The organism is Sinorhizobium sp. M4_45, from assembly GCF_002885915.1.
In the GTDB taxonomy this organism is placed as follows: Bacteria; Pseudomonadota; Alphaproteobacteria; order Rhizobiales; family Rhizobiaceae; genus Sinorhizobium; species Sinorhizobium meliloti_A.
Genome location: NZ_NWVE01000006.1, coordinates 39,972 through 56,608 on the forward strand (window position 1 = coordinate 39,972; position 16,637 = coordinate 56,608).

A 16,637-nucleotide genomic window follows, 5' to 3' on the forward strand; every position below is an offset into this window, starting at 1 on the left:
CCATGACTCCGACCCAACGGCCTCAAAGCCGCGCGCTGTCGCGGCGCAGCTTCCTCGTCACCACCGGCAGCCTGGGCATTGCCGTCGCGTTTGGAAGTCTGCCCGACCTCACATACGGCGCGACCCCGGCTGCCGCCGCCGCGGGTGATTTCCGCCCCAATGCCTGGATCACGATTGCAGCGGACGGCACCGTCAGCATCATCGCGCCTGCCGTCGAAATGGGCCAGGGGATCATGACCACGCTGCCGCTGCTCGTCGCCGAGGAATTGGATGCCGATTGGAACCGTGTGCGGGTCGTACAGGCGCCCTCCGATGCGGAAACCTACGGCAATCCAGGCTTCTACGGTATCCAGCTCACCGGCGGCAGCGAATCGACGCGTGGTTACAACGCGCTGCTTCGCCTGACCGGTGCCCAGACCCGCCTGATCCTGCTGGCGGGTGCTGCCGGCCTACTGAACGTGCCGACGGGAGAACTCACGACCGAACCCCACAGAGTGGTGCACCCATCCTCGGGCCGGACGCTCGACTATGGCGAGATCGCCGCCAGGGCCGCGCTCCCGGATCCCCTGCCGCAGGCGACTGAGGCTGACCTGAAGCCGCGCGACAGGTGGCGTTATGTCGGAAGCAGGTCGATACAGCGCATCGACGTGCCTTCCAAGGTTAATGGCACCGCCATCTACGGGATCGACGTCCAGCTTCCGGGCATGCTCTACGGGGCGGTCCTGCGGGCACCGGTTCAGGACGAGCGGCCGGACGCCATCGACGACGCCGAAGCAAGGCGCGTACCCGGGGTCACCCGTATCCTCCCGCTCCCCTACGGAGTGGGCATCATCGGCGAGACGGTTGAAGCGACGAAACGCGCGAAGGATCTGCTGAATATGACCTGGAGCACCACGTCCCGGGTCCGCAATTATACCAGCCGGCGGCTGCTGGATGAATACCGCGCCATCGGCCGCGACACTGGGAAAAAAGGCGTCTCCGCTCACGCCGACGGCGATGCCGAGGCCGCGATCGCAAATGCCGCGACCGTGATTGAGGTCGACTACATGAGCGACCATGTCGCCCATGCGACCATGGAGCCGATGAACGCCACCGCGCTCGTAACGGGGGACAGGGTGGAGATCTGGGCGCCGACCCAAGGGCCGACAGGCACGCAGGGTTTTGCGGCGAATATTGCCGGCACCACGCCGGACAAGGTAAAGGTCAACACGACCCTGCTCGGCGGCGGCTTCGGACGCAAGGCTGAAGCCGACTTCATCGTCGATGCGGTATCGCTGGCCAAGGCGGTGGAGGGACGGCCGGTCAAGGTCATCTGGAGCCGCGAGGACGACGTCCGGCATGACAAGTTCCGCCCGCTCGAGGCTCAGCACGTCAAGGTGGGGCTGGATGCCCAAGGAACCATCGTCGGCTGGCGGCACCGCATCGTGGCGGACTCGATCTTCGCCCGCACGTTGCCCCCCGTCTTCGAGGAGGCCGGCGGCCACGACGACGTGGTGACCGAAGGGGCCAAGTTCAACTACGCCATCCCGGCCCATCAGATCGAATATCTGCGCCAGGACCACGGTCTCGCCATCGGATTCTGGTTCGCGGTCGGCGTCGGCTATACGAGGTTCGCGATCGAATGCGTTGTCGATGAGGTCGCCGCCGCCAGAGGTATCGATCCCGTCGCGTTGCGGTTGGAGCTTCTGAAGGATCAACCGCGGGCGCGAAAGGTTGTCGAGACCGTTGCCCGGATGGCGGAATGGGATCGGACGCGCGACGACCGCGGGCTTGGCATTGCCTATTCCGATGCCTTCGGCTCCCATTGCGCCCAGGTCGCCGAGGTCTCGCTCAACCGCGAGACCGGTGAAATCCGGGTGCATAAGGTCTGGTGCGCCATCGATCCCGGCGTGGCGATCCAGCCGCTCCATATCGAGGCCATGATGATCGCCGGCATCACCGGCGGGACCGGCCACGCGCTGTTCGAGCAGATCAACGTTGTCGACGGCGAGGTGCAGGAGTCGAATTTCGACACCTACCGGGTCATCCGCATGGCCGAAGCCCCCGAGATCGAGGTCTCCGTGGTGCCAACGCCCGGAAGCCCCTTCGGCGGCATCGGCCAGGCCGGTCTGCCACCCACCGGCCCGGCGATCGCCAATGCCGTCGCCAGGCTCACCGGCGGCGTTCGGCTTCGTCACTATCCGTTCCTGCCCGATCGGGTGAAGGCGGCGCTCAAAAGCTGAACTGGATGTCTCCAACATACGCAGTCCCATCGGCGCTTTGGCATGACCAGAAAGAGCGCAACAGCAGATGACAGCAATGGCTCGGGCTTGACAGTCTCAATGCTTGCTTACGAAAGGAATCGAACCGACGGCCCGCTATTTGAAAATTGCGTATTTCACTGGCCTCGCCATTTGCAGCAGCTCAAACGGAAAGCCGGTCAGCAGGAACTAAAAGTATACCGTGCGAGCATCTTTCCACGAGGAAGGAAGTCTATATCCTCGCCGATAACACGGAGGCGACAACGGCCCCAAGCCATCCTGACGCCCCTCATTGTAGAAGATCGTTGATCAAAGCGGCCTAGCGGGCTGCAGCGTGGTTGCGGGGGCAGGATTTGATCCTGCTATTGCCAGGTTTGATCGGTTGAGGTGTTCATTGCTAAGGCGTGATTTCGGGCGGCTGTATTGATAAGAGCTGAACCCGCGGCCCCGTCAATTCGGAGGCTGGCTGCAGTTGAAGGGACTCGAACCGCCGACGTGTGCCTGCGATCGCCAAACGAGAGCCGCCGGTAATGATGACCAATATTTCCATCTCAAGGTAAACCAGAATACCTGCCGCGGGAGGAGAGATGCGGCGGGCGTATCGAAACAAATGGCTGCCCCATGAAGAGAGGCTTGTGGAGGAGGCTTCCTGAACCGTTTTCAGGCGGTGCGGGAGCCTCACCCTGTTTTCACTCTGCAATCTTGCGATCCAGGAACCTCCTGATCAGCGGAGCCATCTCGTCCAGCTTGTCCTCAAGCGCAAAATGGCCTGTATCAAGAAGATGGAACTCTGCTTCGGGAAGATCACGCAGATAAGGGTGCGCACCTTCTTCCGGGAAAATCTTGTCGTTCTTTCCCCAGACGATCAACGTCGGCGGCTTCCGGTCCCGGAAGAAGGCCTGGAACTGCGGATAGAGCGGCAGGTTGGTACGGTAATCGTAGAACAGGTCGAGCTGGATATCCTTGTTACCCGGCCGATCGAGCAGCGCCTGGTCGTGAACCCAATTGTCGGGGCTGATCCGCGTCAGGTCTTTGACGCCATCGGTGTACTGGAATTTGGTCGTTTCAGGTGCAACGAGAACAGATAGCGCTTGCCGGTCCTTCTTCGCCCCTGACTTCCAGTAGGTGCGGATGGGGTTCCAGAAATCACGGATGCCTTCGTCATAGGCATTGCCGTTCTGGACGATCATTCCGGTGACGCGATCCGGGTGCTTGAGCGCTAGCCGGTAGCCAACGGGTGCGCCATAGTCCATGAGATACATCGAATATTTGGTAGCACCGAGCTTGGTCAGCAGCGTGTCGACGATATCGGCATAGTGGCCGAAGGAATACTCGAACTTGGTGTGATCGGGGGCATCGCTCTGACCGAAGCCCGGATAGTCAGGGGCGATGACGCGGTAGCGGTCAGCGAGCAGCGGGATCAGGTTGCGGAACATGTGCGACGATGTCGGGAAGCCGTGAAGCAGGACGACGACCGGGCCGTCGGCCGGTCCGGCTTCGCGATAGAAGACGTTGACGCCGTCGATTTTCACGGAGCGATAGCGAACCGTCGCAGATGCCTGCTGGGCGATCGCCGGCGTTTCGGCGAAGACTACGTTTGCGGGCGCGGTAATAAAGATGCTGGCGGATGCGAGAAGTAGGGCGGCAAGAGTGCGAGACATTGTGGTTCTCCTCAGGAGTGGTCGTGGGCGGCTTGTTGCCTGCAGCCAACATCGCTCTTTCAGCCTGGAAGGAGAATGTTCGTATTCGACAACGGATTGTTGCGTCTGGTGATATGAGTGCGGCAAAACAGGCGGCCATTTGGATGAACCGCTACGGTGGCGTCGGCGTGGGTAACGCTGTCCGTCGGATCGCAGCTCAGGGGATCGACTTGCGGTGTGACCATCGCGTTCAGAAACAGGGATAATTGTCTACCCGAACGGCGGTCCCACGCAACGAGACGGGGAGCGAACGCAGTTCGCTCCAAGAGCATAGGCCTAGCTTGGTGATATCGAGGGGCTAGTTGAGAAGGCGGTTCTCGCGCAGCCTTGCCGCAGCCATATCGACGAAGGCGCGCACCTTTGCTGGAGCGTGCCGACCCTCCGGATGGAGGATGTGTATGGGAAAAGGCGGTTCCTCGAATTCACTGAGGATGATCTGCAGCTCTCCAGCCACGAGCGCTGGGCCAATCTGGTAGTTAAGAACCCTGGTCAGGCCCCATCCGTCACGTGCCGACTGGATCGCCGCTTCGTTGGTGTTGCATTGTAAAGCCGCATCCACGGATACTCGCAGATCGCCGCCAAACTTCCAGTCAGGTGAAGCCCAGGCCGCAGTGGAGGCCGCGATACGGTGGTCTTTGAGGTCAGCTGGCGATTTCGGAACACCAAACCGCTCAAAATACTTCGGAGAACCGCACATGACGCGACGGACCGTACCAACTTTCACAGCAGAGAGATTAGAGTCGGGGAGATGGCCGATGCGCACAGCGACGTCGATGCCTTCCTCGACGATGTTGACCGGTCGATCGATGAACAGCGTCTTCGCTTTCATCGTCGGATAGGTATCGAGGTAATCCGTCACGACCGGAAGAACGTACATCTGCCCGAACAGCGCGGACGCGGTTATGGAGAGGGTCCCCGTCGGCGTCGCGTAGGAACCGCCGGCAGCCGCCTCTGCTTCTGCGATATCGGCAAGGATCCGGCGACAGTCTTCAAAATAGCGAACGCCCGCTTCGGTCATCTTCACCGAGCGGGTGGTTCGCACGAGCAGGCGCGCACCAATAAGGTCTTCGAGCGAGGCAACGGCACGTGTGACAGCCGGTGCGCTCATGAACATCTGGCGTGCGGTGTCCGCGAAACTTTCGGTTTCGGCGACCTTAACAAAGATCCTCATTGCTTGCCAGCGATCCATCCATTCCCCCGAAGCGCTCGAATTTCCAAGACCTTAGGGGCTTAAAAACGAAGCCTCAAGAGGCACGAGATCATCCGATTGAGAACGGCAAGCCTGCGAGATGAGTTCTATCTCCGCGCAGACTTCCTCGGAAAGACCGGCGCGCAGTGCGCGCTGGTGCGTCTCCCGAGAGGCATTCAAAGCAAGCGAGACCGCGACCGAAGTCTCGAAATCGAAGCTTGACCCCCGCCTTGCGATGTCCATCTCGGCGCCGGTCATACCAAGGGCACGACCGGCTTCTTCTTGTTTCGCAAGCAGCGCTTTGCTCGCGTTGGTTCTCGTGAGAGCCAGTTCTATTGAAAGCCTCACCCGCGGATCAATTGACGAGCTGGCCATTTCCATGTCCTTGATCAGCCGCCTAAAAGCCGAAATCGCTAAGGCCAGGATGGTCGTCCGGCCGGCGGCCCAGCGGCCAACGAAACTTGCGATCCGCTTCAGCGATCGGGTGTTCGTTTATGCTTGCATGGCGTTCCCGCATCAGGCCGTCCTCGGCAAATTCCCAGTTCTCGTTGCCATAGGCGCGGAACCACTGGCCACTATCATCGCGATGTTCATAGGCATACCGGACGGCAATGCGATTGCCGGTGAAAGCCCAGAGTTCCTTGATCAGGCGATAATCGAGCTCCTTGTTCCACTTGCGGGTCAGGAAGGCCTCGGCTTCGGCGCGGTTCTTCGCGAACTCGACCCGGTTACGCCAGCGCGTATCGAGCGTATAGGCGAGCGCGACCTTGGCGGGATCGCGGCTGTTCCAACCATCTTCTGCAAGACGGACCTTCTCGATGGCACTCTCTCTGGTGAATGGGGGAAGCGGGGGACGGGACATGTTTAAAGTTCCTCTCAGGATGACTTTGACCGTGAGGCGGGAAGCGGTTTGTCTTGTACCGCCTCCAAGCCCGGCATCAGGCAGCCGCGCGATCGATACGGGGAAAGTCGATCTCGGTATCGAGGGCCTCGTTCACGTAGTTCGTGAAGGTGTTGAGGGCCACATGGGCGATGATCTCGACAATCTCGGCATCGCTGTAGCCGGCATCGCGAACCTTGGCGATTTCGGCTGGCGAGACGGACCCACGAGCGACCGTCAGAGCCCTGGCGAACTCGACTGCAGCAGCCGCCTTCGGATCGTTCGACGTGCCGTTACGGTTGGCAGCGATTTCACTTTCGTCGAGCTTGGCGAACTTCGTGCCCGTGAAGGTGTGGGCCGAGAGGCAGTAGTCACAGCCGTTGGCTTCAGCCATGGCGAGTGCGATGCGTTCGCGAGTAGCCGACGGCAGCTTACCTTTGCCGAGTGCGCCCTGGAGCGACGTCAAGCCCGTCAATGCGGCGGGGCTGTTGGAAACCAGCCGGAAGATGTTTGGGACGGATCCGATCTGCTTCTGGATGGTTTCGAGGATCGGACGGGAAGCTTCGGGAGCTTGTTCGATGGTTACGGGGGTAGGAATGCGTGACATTGTATTCTCCTTTTTCGATTGGGAGAGAGTCGTCGCTCTCTTGAGATTGAACATGATCCGGTCGGGACGATTGCTGAACATCGAAAGGAAACAAGGGACCGTTACGCTGGACGCATCAATCGGCCCTTAGACAGCGAGCTGCAGGCCGCCTTTCTGGTCGGCAGGAACAGCGCAGCAGAGGAGCACTTCGTCGGCGTCGATCTTCGCAGTGGGCTGCTTGACGTAAGCGACGGCGCCCTTGACGAGCTTCGTCCGGCACGTCCCGCAGTTGCCTTCCCGGCAGCTGAATTCGGGGTCGAGGCCGCGCGCCTCGGCAAGTTCGAGAAGCGTGCCGGAACCCGGCGTCCACCGAGCTTCTTTCAGGGAACTCGTGAACACCACGGGCACAGGTTTTTCGGACGGCTGCGCGGCGGGAGACATCAAGGCTGGTTGCCCCGTGCGGATCAGCGACGACGGACCGAAGGCCTCGGCCTGGATGCGATTGTCAGCAATGTTGAGAGCCCGCAGCCCATCATAGATGCCTTGAGTGAACTGGGGAGGCCCACACAAATAGAAGTCATAGTCGTTGAATGGGAGGAACCGCGTCAGCATCGCCATATCGATCCGCCCGGCGGCATCGAAGTCCCTGCCCTCTTCAGCATCCGTCGTGTCGCTGAGGACCCTGACCAAACGCGCGGCCCCCTTTGTCGCACCGATAAGGTCGGCGATCTCCTTGTCGAACGGTCGATCGGCCTTGGAGCGAGCCGCATAGAACAACGTGACTGGACGGATACGCTGCTTGCGGAGCCCTTCGTAAACGACATGACGGAGCATCGCGAGCATCGGCGTGATGCCGACGCCGCCTGCCAGAAGCACCGCCGGGCGTGTCGAGCGGGCGTCGATGCTGAAGTCGCCGGCCGGCGCGCGCGCCTCGATGACATCGCCAACGGCGATGCGATCATGGAGGAACTGAGATACCTGACCATCGCGCTTGACGCTGATGCGGTAGATCCTGTCGGACGGCGCGACCGAGAGCGTGTAGGTGCGAATGACCGCCCTATTTTCGCCGGGCAGCTTGATGCGGATGGGCAGATGCTGACCGGCCGCGTGCGGAAGGAGCCCTGCGCCATCGCCTGGCCGGAGGTGGAAAGACTTGATCGTCGCGCTTTCATCGACGATCGCGGTGACGGTCATTGGCCGCCAGCTTTTAGCAAACTCTGCGGCGCGGAGACGGTCGGCCGCTTCGCTCCAGCTGCCCGTCATCAGGGAACTCGGGGACCAGCCGTCCTTCTGAAAAGCCCACCTCAGAGCCAGCGCATTGCGGCGCCGAACAATGCGCGTCGGCTTGAATGTCCAGAACCGCTCTGCCCCCTGGAAAGCGGCGATCTCGGGCGAGTCGAAAACGACTTCGGCTGTTCCTGTCATCTGCAGCGTGTCGCCCGTGTTGAAATCCACGAACAGCAGTCCTGCCTTTCCGTTCAGCAGGATATTGCCCAACGTTGCGAAGAAGAGATTGCCGTCGAAATCCGGGATCGTCAGGACGCCGTCGTCACCGACGCGGACAAACCCGGCATTGCCGCCGCGATGGGAAACATCCACCTGACGCCGGTCCTCGCGATCGACATAGGACGCGACGAAGAAGGCGTCGGCTTCACGAATGATCGCGCGCGCTTCGTCATCGAGGTCGGGCAGTTGCTCGACCTCACCGGTAAACGGTTCGCCAGGCTGACGCTCGAAAGAAAAGTCGCGCAGCTGAATGTAACGCGGACAATTGCCAAAACTCTGGTCGACATCAATGCGGAAACCGCCGGCGATTGCCGAGACAAAACCGTTCATGCGGTTGCGGCGACGGGTGTGCATCTCGATGCCAAGGAGACCGATCGGCAAGCCGCCCGCCAGTCCTTCACTGGCCGGGTCGCTCGGATCGCGGTGCGCAGCAATGTCAAGCACGACGGGCGAAGGTGACGACATGAACCCCGGCTCGCCTTCGACGAACGTCGCCCAGGCGTCTCCGGCCTGATCGACGCTCCCGAGAACGATGAAAGGGAGTTGGGCGTAGAAGTCCCGGTGCTGGTCCGGCATGAAATCGCGAACGACACGCTGGCCGACGGAGGCCATGCGTTCCTTTACGCCGAGCTTTTCCTGAATAAAGGTCTCGCCTTCATGCCACGTCGGCAATTTCGTAGGCTTCACGGACATCTGCGTTCTCCAGAAAAAGAGGCGAAGAGCGTGCGAGGTGTCGCACGCTCCGGTGAGGCTCAGGCCGCAAGACCCACGGGCGTCTTGACGAAATCGACGAATCCCGGAAGGTCTTCGACGCGAGACAGCAGAGCGTTGACGGAGGGATAAGCGCTAAGGTCGACATTGCCCTCCGGGGCGCGCGCGACGTAGCTGTAGATCGCGACGTCGGCGATCGTCGGGCGGTTGCCCACCAGCCATTCCCGTCCTTGCAGCTGGCTCTCGATCCGTCCAAGGATGGTATGTGCCCGGCCAATGACCTCTTCCGGGTTGAACTTGGCGCCGAACACTGTCACCAGACGCGCAGCTGCCGGTCCGTAGGCGATTTCACCGGCCGCAACCGAGAGCCAGCGCTGGACTTCAGCGGCGCCTTTGGCATCTTCGGGAAGCCACTCCGTCTGGCCCGACTTCTTGGCGAGGTAGACCAGGATCGCGTTGGAATCAGAGATGAAGACATCGCCGTCCGCCAAGACCGGGACCTGACCGAAGGGGTTCATTTTGAGGAAATCAGGCTGCTTATGGGCGCCAGCCTTCAGATCAACCTCGACCAGCTCGTGGGGGAGCCCGATTAGGGAAAGGAAGAGCCGAGCCCGGTGCGAGTGGCCCGACAGTGGATGGTGATAAAGTTTCATGTGATCGCTCCTGATTAAAGGCCGGGTTCGTTCCCGATCCGTGAACACAGGATGCAATGCGCGACCGCCCGGCTGAATAGTCATGATTGGCACTGGACCATTACGCCAGATGCAACAGTGTGCGGCGCACAAACACCAGGCTTCCGGAATCGCGGTTGAAAGCGCTTCGACATGACGCGGCGCTGGCGGAACTCTTACGCCAAGCGAAATAATCCCTTGTGCGCTTTGCCGATTATCGATTGCGGCAGCAAGCGTATTGTCTGGCCATCTTCTCAGGCAACAAGGAACTTCGCCGTGAACATCGCCAACACACCTTACGTCAGTCGCCGCACTCTTCTAACCGGGGCCCTAGCAACATTCGCTGCTGCTCCTTTCCTGGCGTCGAACGCGCTCGCCAAATCCGGAACCATCGTGGACTCCCTAAGGGATGCAGCGTCCCGGGCTGACATCACGACCTATCCGGTGCGCGCCAACATTGCCGTACTGGAGGGATCGGGCGGCAACATTGCCGTTCTAACCGGTAAGCAGGGGAAGGTCCTCGTCGATGCCGGTATCACGGCAACTCGCACTCGGATCGAACAGGCTCTTTCGAAGCTGGGGGATCAACCTGTCAGGCATCTTATCAACACCCATTGGCACTTCGACCATACCGACGGAAACGAATGGCTGCACTCTGTGGGCGCCGCAATCATTGCTCATGAGAACACGCGCCGCCACCTGCTTGAGGCCCAGCGCGTTGATGACTGGAATTTCGATTTCCCACCTTCACCCTCTGGCGCGATTCCTGCGACCCTGATCACAAGCGACAAGGTGCTGGAGCTCGAAGGTACGAAGATCGGTATCACCGCCTATCGCCCGGCGCATACGGACAGCGACATCTCCGTTAAGTTCGAGGAAGCAAACGTCATCCACGTCGGGGACATCTTCTGGAACGGCCTTTATCCCTTTATCGACTATTCGACTGGCGGGAGCATAGATGGAACGATTGCAGCGTCAGCGAAAGTCATCGCTGCGGTGGATGCGGATACCGTCATCATTCCAGGTCACGGCAAGCCGCTCAGCACGCTCGACGGTCTGAAGCATTATCACGAGATGCTGGCGACCATCAGGGACAATGTCGCAAGGCTGAAATCAGCGGGTCGGTCTGTCGAGGAAACGGTTGCAGCGAACCCGACTGAGGCGTTCGACGATGAATGGGGCAAAGCGATTATCAGCCCCGCCTTCTTCACGCGCCTTGTCTACAAAGGTGTCTGAAGAAAATCGCCGCTCGAACCGACTTCTGATCTCAGAAGCAATCGGCACCATGCCATCCACCATGAGGACTAATATGACCGAAGATCAACCATTTAACGTCTCACGTCGAGACGTTCTGCTCGGAGGCTCAGCGCTGCTGCTGGCCTCTGGTATCCCAGCGTTTGCCGCATCAGGCAACGCACAAACCATCCAATAAGGAGAAACGACAATGACAGAAGCATTCATCACTACCAAAGACGGCGTAAACCTCTTTTACAAGGATTGGGGGCCGAAGGACGCCCAGCCGATCGTATTCCATCATGGCTGGCCCCTGTCGTCCGATGATTGGGACAACCAGATGCTGTTCTTCCTGTCGAAGGGTTATCGCGTGATCGCTCATGACCGGCGCGGGCATGGTCGGTCGCAGCAGGTCAGCGACGGTCATGACATGGATCATTATGCTGCCGACGCGTCAGCGGTTTATGAGCATCTCAATATCAAGAATGCCGTCCATATCGGCCACTCGACAGGTGGTGGCGAGACCGCCCGCTATGTCGCCAACTTCGGCGAGCCGCGGGGTCGTGTGGCCAAGGCTATCCTCGTGAGCGCGATCCCGCCGCTGATGTTGAAGACACCTTCCAACCCCGACGGAACACCGATCGAAGTCTTCGACGGCCTCCGCAAGGCACTGGCCGACAATCGGGCGCAGTTCTATCTCGACCTTCCTACAGGTCCTTTCTTCGGCTTTAACCGGGAAGGCGCAAAAATCTCGCAGGGCCTCATCCAGAACTGGTGGCGCCAGGGCATGATTGGCGGCGCCAAGGCCCATTATGATGGGATCAAGGTGTTCTCGGAAACCGATCAGACCGAGGACCTGAAGAAGATTTCGGTGCCCACTCTCGTCCTGCATGGCGATGACGACCAGATCGTTCCCGTCAAGGCGTCCGCAGAACTTGCCGTGAAGCTTCTGAAGAACGGAACCTTGAAGGTCTATCCAGGCTATCCGCACGGTATGCTTGCGACCAATCCTGATGTTCTGAACGCTGACATGCTCGCATTCATCCAGAGTTAAATTGTGCTGGAAGGAGAGAGATTCGCTACCTGCGCCCTCTCTCCTTTCGACTCCACTGAGAGTTGGCTCGAAATTCAATGCGAGCTCGACGAAACATCGAATTCAAGACGATCTGTCGATATCACCGCTTTGCCTAATCTCGTGGATCAAGTCGACAAGCCGGCGGAGCTTTGCCGGGATATTGCGTCGGCCGGGATAGTATAAACATAGGCCCGGATAGGGCGGGGTCCATTCGGCCAGAACCTGCTGCAGCCTTCCGGCAGCAAGGTCGTCCCTGACCTGCCATTCGTTCAGATAGGCGAGTCCGGCTCCGTCGCGGGCAGCCCGGAGCATCAGGTCGCTATCGTCGAGCACGAGCTTGCCTGGAACGTCGAGCGCAAAGCTCTCGCCTCGCCGCTCGAACTCCCAGCGATAGATGGTTCCACTCGCCATCCGCGCACGGATGCACCTGTGGAGCTGAAGATCTGCCGGGACCTGCGGCTTTCCATAGCGGCGGAAGTAATCGGGAGACCCAACGATGACCGGGTCGATACTGTCGCCGATCGGGACAACCACCATGTCGGGAGGAACAGCTTCTCGGATCCTGATTCCAGCGTCGAAGCCCTTGGCATTTACGTCGACCAGCGCCCCTTCGGTTACGACCTCCACCGCCATCTGCGGGTTCCGTTGCATATATTCCAAGATCAGCGGCGTCAGGATCATCCGTGTCGCGCCGACCGATGTATTGACAGCGCTACGGATCGCCTCCAGCGCCGGTCCGACGCTTGCGACAAATTGCTCTCCTGCGGTTGAAAGGACCACACTCCGGGTCGAACGGTTGAACAGCCTGACGCCCATGCGCGTCTCCAGCGCAGCGATCTGCTGGCTGAGGGAGGACGAGGAGATCCCTAGTTCGCGAGCCGCTGCCCGGAACCCACCTCGGGACGAGACGGCCATAACCGCCTCTAGTTCAGCGAGCGAGCCACGCATCATTGTCCGTAATCCCCTATCAGGCTGAGTGCTTTTGGCCAACTTATCAGGACAGTCCTGAAATGCCAGATATGACGGAACAGCCGAAAGGAGTTTGAAATGTACGACATCGACAAGATCTATATCGACGGGCAGTTCGTTACGCCTCGCGCAACCGAGACGGCCGATCTCCATAATCCCTCGACGGAAGAGAAGATCGGAACGGTCAGACTGGGTAGCGTCGAAGATGCACGGGAAGCGGTGGCGGCTGCAAAGCGCGCCTTTCCCACATTCTCACGCACGACGAAGGCAGAACGCATCGAGATACTGAAGCGGTTGAACGCGGCAGTCGCCTCGCGGGTCACCGATCTCACCGAAGCGATGGCGCTCGAATATGGTGCTCCGCAGACGTTTACTCGCTTCGCCATCCCGCATGCTGCTTCAAGCTTCCTAACTATAGAAAATGTCTTGGAGAATTATGATTTCGAGCGGCAGATTGGCCGCGCCCGCGTCGTCATGCAGCCCTCTGGCGTCGCCGCTGCCATCACGCCCTGGAACAGCAATATCGGCTTCATTACCTCAAAGCTCGCGACCGCCATCGCCGCAGGCTCGACCATCGTTATAAAACCCAGCGAGATGAGCGCGCTACAGACGCAGATCCTGACTGAGTGCCTTCATGAAGCGGGTTTGCCGAAGGGCGCCTTCAACATCGTCAACGGACTTGGCAATGTCGTCGGCGCGGAACTCAGCCGGCATCCGGACGTCGCCAAGGTGACGTTCACCGGCTCTACCGCGGTCGGCAGGGAAATCATGCGCAATGCGGCGGAGACCTTCAAGCGCGTGACGTTGGAACTCGGCGGCAAGGGTCCGAACATTATTCTCGATGATGCCAATCTCGACGCGACTATTCCCGCAGTACTGCGGATGGGGCTCATCAACAGCGGCCAAGCGTGTATTGCCGGTACCCGTATTCTGGTGCCCAAACATCGGATCAATGAGGTTCTGCGCAGGTTGAAGCAGGAGATCGAGACGTTCAAGGTCGGTGCGCCGGACGATCCGGATGCGATGATTGGCCCGATGGTCAGTCAGAAGCAGTACGATCGAGTTCAGTCCTATATCGAACTAGGAACGCGAGAGGGTGCCAGTCTTCTGACGGGCGGGCTCGGACGGCCTGCTGGAATGGATCGTGGCTGGTTCACGAAGCCGACCATATTTACGGATGTCGACAACCAGATGCGCATCGCGCGTGAGGAGATATTTGGGCCGGTTCTGTCGGTGATCCCCTATCGCGACGAGGACGAGGCCGTGTCGATTGCAAACGACACCCAGTACGGGCTTCAGGCCTATCTTCATGGCACCGACTCTGCACGCATGCAGGCGCTCGCGGATCGACTGGAGTGCGGCCGCGTCGTTGTCAACGGCGCGCCGCACGAGCCGCTCGCTCCTTTCGGCGGTTTCAAGCAATCGGGTATCGGTCGCGAGTATGGCGTGTTCGGCCTCGAGGCGTTCCTGGAGCCAAAAGCCGTCATCGCCTCATGAGCTGAGCTTGATGGGATCGCATCACGGGTTCTGAATTCGGAGGAGAACCTTACCGACAGCTTTCCCGCTCTCCTGCCTCTCGTGTGCCTCGGCCACTTCGTCAAGCGCATATGTCTTCGCGATCCGCGGAGCATATGCCCCCGATGCGGCGCAGGCCGAAACCTCCTCGATTGCATACCACATCGCGGCTTCCGGCATGGTGTAGACATAGACGAACCGGAACGAGAAGCCGCCCAGCAGCGCCGGGAAGAACGGGATCGTCAGCTTCGCGTCTGGCGATTCAGTCGAATAAGCCGAGACGACTCCGTCGCGGGCGAGAGAGGCGATTGCTACGTCGATGTTGGCGGAGATATCGACGTCTACGATGCGATCGACGCCATGGCCGCCGGTCGCCGATCGTAGCGCCTGAGAGACATCCTCATCGTGACGGTTGAGCACAAGGTCGGCACCAACCGCTCGCGCGACCTCGGCCTGCTCCTCGCGGCTCACAGTCGCCGCCACCCACGCCCCCACCCATTTGGCAAGAAGGATTGCCGCGTTACCCACGGCGCCCGCTCCGCCCTGAATAAGAACCCGCTTGCCGCGCAGGTCTCCGTCGGCGAACAGGCAGCGGTGCGCGGTCATCGCAGGGACGCCGAGCGACGCCCCGATTTCGAAGGATACGTTGTCGGCCAGCCTGACAGCCTGCGCGGAGGGAACGACAACAAGTTCCGCCGCCGTCCCGGACGCGCGGCCCCATTGCGCCATGTAGACCCAGACGCGCTCGCCGACGCGCGACGGCGGCACGCCGGGACCGACGGCGTCGATGATGCCGGCTCCGTCCTGATGCGGCACGATCCGCGGAAACGGCATGAGCTTGCCGCCAAATCCAATTCGCGCCTTGATGTCGGAGGGATTGATGCCTGACGCAACCACCCTCACCCGAACCTCTCCGGCTCCCGGCTGCGGATCGGGTAGCTCGCCGATGGACAGCACCTCTTTTGCAGATCCTTGTCGGTCGTAAAATGCAGCTCGCATGGCGCACCTCTGAAATAGTTGCCTCCAACTACGGGCGACGCAGGCGAACTTGCAAGTAGGCAACGTTTCTGCCCATAGAGATAGAAAGTACACTATTGGAGCGGACATGATGGTTTCAGGTCGGAAATGCCCCGTCGAAACAACTGTCGATGTCGCCGGCGGCAAGTGGAAACCGATGATTATCTACCGCCTCCTGGACGGTCCGCGTAGATTCGGTGAGCTGCGCCGCCTGGTAGGCGACCCGAGCCAGCGTTCGCTGACGATGCAGCTTCGCGAGCTCGAAGCCGACGGGATCGTCGCCCGCGAAGTCTTCGCCGAGGTTCCGCCGCGCGTTGAATACTCTCTAACGTCGTTCGGGCAGACGCTCGCGCCCGTGCTGATGGCCATGCGCGACTGGGGTGTGGCGTTTCAGGAGCGGCATTCGGCGACACACTCTTAGACTTTTCTGCGCTAGCCAGTCCGAGCGTTCGCCGAGAACCTCTCGACAAAGAAATCGATGAGAACCCGAACCTTCCGCGACACGTGCGATCCCGGCGGCCGCACGATGTAGACGCCGATCTCCGGCAGGCTGTAATCCGACATGATCGGCACGAGGGTTCCGGCTTCCAGGTAATTCTGAGCGATCACCACGGGTAGCGCTGCGACGCCAAGCCCCGCCGCCGTCCCTTCGGCGATGCCCGCAGCGCTGTCCGCCTTGAAGCGTCCCTGACCGTTGACGACCGCCGTCCGGTTCCCATCGGAGACCTTCCAGCTTTCGGTGCCCTGCAGGATGGCCTGATGTTCGAGAAGATCTGACGGCTTATGCGGAACGCCGTGAACACGCAGATACCCCGGGTTTGCAAAAAGGCCTGCCGCAAAGGCGCCAATCTTGCGCGCAGTCAGGTTCGAATCCTGCAGGTATCCGACGCGGATGCCGCAGTCGAAGCCTTCCGCCACCAGATCGACGTAGCGGTCGCTGTAATGCGCGTGGATCTGCAGGAGCGGATGCAGGCGGGCGAGCTCGGCCAGTGCCGGGGCGAAGTGCCCAGGACCGAAGGACGATGGGACCGCCACGCGAAGGCGTCCCCGCAGATCTCCGGTCGGCAGCATCTCCTCGCGTGCGACGTCCATCTCCAGGCACATGCGGGCGGCGTGCTCGCGGAAGGTGGCGCCAGCTTCGGTGAGGGATGCACCTCTGGTCGTCCGTGCCAGGAGCTGAACGCCGAGCTCGCTTTCAAGCCGAACGAGCCGCCGGCTGACGATCGACTTCGGCAGGCCGAGACGCCGCGCGGCCACCGTGATGCCACCCCCGTCCGCCACCTCAACGAACGTCTGCATGTCCTCGAAGCTGATCATCCCAGTGTTCCATTTTTCGTTCCACAGA

General features: G+C 60.6%; 15 protein-coding genes. 5 read left to right on the forward strand and 10 right to left on the reverse strand.

The annotated features are described in order from the left end of the window. Window positions 1-2 precede the first annotated feature (2 nt). The gene (locus tag CN933_RS17335; RefSeq protein ID WP_102761863.1) at window positions 3-2,222 is read left to right on the forward strand and encodes a xanthine dehydrogenase family protein molybdopterin-binding subunit; all 2,220 of its coding nucleotides are present in this window, start codon (window positions 3-5) and stop codon (window positions 2,220-2,222) included. Between the two features lie 707 nt (window positions 2,223-2,929). Here the strand turns inward: CN933_RS17335 and CN933_RS17340 are convergent. The 7 genes from CN933_RS17340 to CN933_RS17370 form a co-directional block, all read right to left on the reverse strand. After that, window positions 2,930-3,901, reverse strand: a complete 972-nt coding sequence (locus CN933_RS17340; RefSeq protein ID WP_102761864.1) for an alpha/beta fold hydrolase — start codon at window positions 3,899-3,901, stop codon at window positions 2,930-2,932. A 337-nt stretch (window positions 3,902-4,238) separates the two neighbouring features. Beyond that, on the reverse strand, window positions 4,239-5,129 hold the full coding sequence (locus CN933_RS17345) for a LysR family transcriptional regulator (protein WP_102761865.1): 891 nt from the start codon (window positions 5,127-5,129) through the stop codon (window positions 4,239-4,241). A 33-nt stretch (window positions 5,130-5,162) separates the two neighbouring features. Continuing rightward, window positions 5,163-5,504 carry a hypothetical protein gene (locus tag CN933_RS17350; RefSeq protein WP_102762159.1) on the reverse strand — a complete coding sequence of 114 codons (342 nt, stop codon included), beginning with the start codon at window positions 5,502-5,504 and terminating at the stop codon, window positions 5,163-5,165. A gap of 22 nt (window positions 5,505-5,526) precedes the next feature. Next, window positions 5,527-5,991, reverse strand: a complete 465-nt coding sequence (locus tag CN933_RS17355; protein ID WP_102761866.1) for a nuclear transport factor 2 family protein — start codon at window positions 5,989-5,991, stop codon at window positions 5,527-5,529. Between the two features lie 76 nt (window positions 5,992-6,067). Continuing rightward, a complete protein-coding gene (locus CN933_RS17360; protein WP_102761867.1) occupies window positions 6,068-6,616 on the reverse strand; it encodes a carboxymuconolactone decarboxylase family protein in 549 nt (182 codons plus the stop codon). A 126-nt stretch (window positions 6,617-6,742) separates the two neighbouring features. Beyond that, window positions 6,743-8,794, reverse strand: coding sequence for a 2Fe-2S iron-sulfur cluster-binding protein (locus CN933_RS17365; protein ID WP_102761868.1), 2,052 nt, complete (start codon window positions 8,792-8,794; stop codon window positions 6,743-6,745). Window positions 8,795-8,853: 59 nt separating this feature from the next. Beyond that, a complete protein-coding gene (locus CN933_RS17370; RefSeq protein WP_102761869.1) occupies window positions 8,854-9,465 on the reverse strand; it encodes a glutathione S-transferase family protein in 612 nt (203 codons plus the stop codon). Between the two features lie 300 nt (window positions 9,466-9,765). Here CN933_RS17370 and CN933_RS17375 point away from each other — a divergent pair, with 300 nt between their 5' ends. After that, complete coding sequence (locus CN933_RS17375; RefSeq protein ID WP_102762161.1) at window positions 9,766-10,719, forward strand: MBL fold metallo-hydrolase; 954 nt, start codon at window positions 9,766-9,768, stop codon at window positions 10,717-10,719. A gap of 208 nt (window positions 10,720-10,927) precedes the next feature. Further along, on the forward strand, window positions 10,928-11,770 hold the full coding sequence (locus CN933_RS17380; RefSeq protein WP_102761870.1) for an alpha/beta fold hydrolase: 843 nt from the start codon (window positions 10,928-10,930) through the stop codon (window positions 11,768-11,770). Window positions 11,771-11,872: 102 nt separating this feature from the next. Here the strand turns inward: CN933_RS17380 and CN933_RS17385 are convergent, their stop codons facing one another. Beyond that, window positions 11,873-12,739 (reverse strand): LysR family transcriptional regulator, encoded by an 867-nt coding sequence (locus CN933_RS17385; protein ID WP_180980751.1) that lies wholly within the window; start codon window positions 12,737-12,739, stop codon window positions 11,873-11,875. A 99-nt stretch (window positions 12,740-12,838) separates the two neighbouring features. On the opposite strand from CN933_RS17385, the gene CN933_RS17390 reads away from it, so the two are divergent. Further along, window positions 12,839-14,257: an aldehyde dehydrogenase family protein gene (locus CN933_RS17390; protein ID WP_102761872.1), complete on the forward strand. Its 1,419-nt coding sequence runs from the start codon at window positions 12,839-12,841 to the stop codon at window positions 14,255-14,257. A gap of 21 nt (window positions 14,258-14,278) precedes the next feature. Here CN933_RS17390 and CN933_RS17395 read toward each other — a convergent pair whose 3' ends face one another. Then, the gene (locus CN933_RS17395) at window positions 14,279-15,274 is read right to left on the reverse strand and encodes an NADPH:quinone reductase (protein WP_102761873.1); all 996 of its coding nucleotides are present in this window, start codon (window positions 15,272-15,274) and stop codon (window positions 14,279-14,281) included. Window positions 15,275-15,383: 109 nt separating this feature from the next. On the opposite strand from CN933_RS17395, the gene CN933_RS17400 reads away from it, so the two are divergent. Next, entirely contained in the window at window positions 15,384-15,713 is a 330-nt protein-coding gene (locus tag CN933_RS17400; protein ID WP_102762163.1) for a winged helix-turn-helix transcriptional regulator, read from the forward strand. Window positions 15,714-15,724: 11 nt separating this feature from the next. On the opposite strand, the gene CN933_RS17405 is transcribed toward CN933_RS17400, so the two are convergent. After that, the gene (locus CN933_RS17405; protein ID WP_102761874.1) at window positions 15,725-16,609 is read right to left on the reverse strand and encodes a LysR family transcriptional regulator; all 885 of its coding nucleotides are present in this window, start codon (window positions 16,607-16,609) and stop codon (window positions 15,725-15,727) included. Window positions 16,610-16,637 lie beyond the last annotated feature (28 nt).

Bases quoted from the DNA above. Each gene is read 5' to 3' on its own strand.
- CN933_RS17335 (WP_102761863.1), top strand. From the start codon at position 3: ATGACTCCGACCCAACGGCCTCAAAGCCGCGCGCTGTCGCGGCGCAGC.
- CN933_RS17340 (WP_102761864.1), bottom strand. From the start codon at position 3,901: ATGTCTCGCACTCTTGCCGCCCTACTTCTCGCATCCGCCAGCATCTTT.
- CN933_RS17345 (WP_102761865.1), bottom strand. From the start codon at position 5,129: ATGGATCGCTGGCAAGCAATGAGGATCTTTGTTAAGGTCGCCGAAACC.
- CN933_RS17350 (WP_102762159.1), bottom strand. From the start codon at position 5,504: ATGGCCAGCTCGTCAATTGATCCGCGGGTGAGGCTTTCAATAGAACTG.
- CN933_RS17355 (WP_102761866.1), bottom strand. From the start codon at position 5,991: ATGTCCCGTCCCCCGCTTCCCCCATTCACCAGAGAGAGTGCCATCGAG.
- CN933_RS17360 (WP_102761867.1), bottom strand. From the start codon at position 6,616: ATGTCACGCATTCCTACCCCCGTAACCATCGAACAAGCTCCCGAAGCT.
- CN933_RS17365 (WP_102761868.1), bottom strand. From the start codon at position 8,794: ATGTCCGTGAAGCCTACGAAATTGCCGACGTGGCATGAAGGCGAGACC.
- CN933_RS17370 (WP_102761869.1), bottom strand. From the start codon at position 9,465: ATGAAACTTTATCACCATCCACTGTCGGGCCACTCGCACCGGGCTCGG.
- CN933_RS17380 (WP_102761870.1), top strand. From the start codon at position 10,928: ATGACAGAAGCATTCATCACTACCAAAGACGGCGTAAACCTCTTTTAC.
- CN933_RS17385 (WP_180980751.1), bottom strand. From the start codon at position 12,739: ATGCGTGGCTCGCTCGCTGAACTAGAGGCGGTTATGGCCGTCTCGTCC.
- CN933_RS17390 (WP_102761872.1), top strand. From the start codon at position 12,839: ATGTACGACATCGACAAGATCTATATCGACGGGCAGTTCGTTACGCCT.
- CN933_RS17395 (WP_102761873.1), bottom strand. From the start codon at position 15,274: ATGCGAGCTGCATTTTACGACCGACAAGGATCTGCAAAAGAGGTGCTG.
- CN933_RS17400 (WP_102762163.1), top strand. From the start codon at position 15,384: ATGGTTTCAGGTCGGAAATGCCCCGTCGAAACAACTGTCGATGTCGCC.
- CN933_RS17405 (WP_102761874.1), bottom strand. From the start codon at position 16,609: ATGATCAGCTTCGAGGACATGCAGACGTTCGTTGAGGTGGCGGACGGG.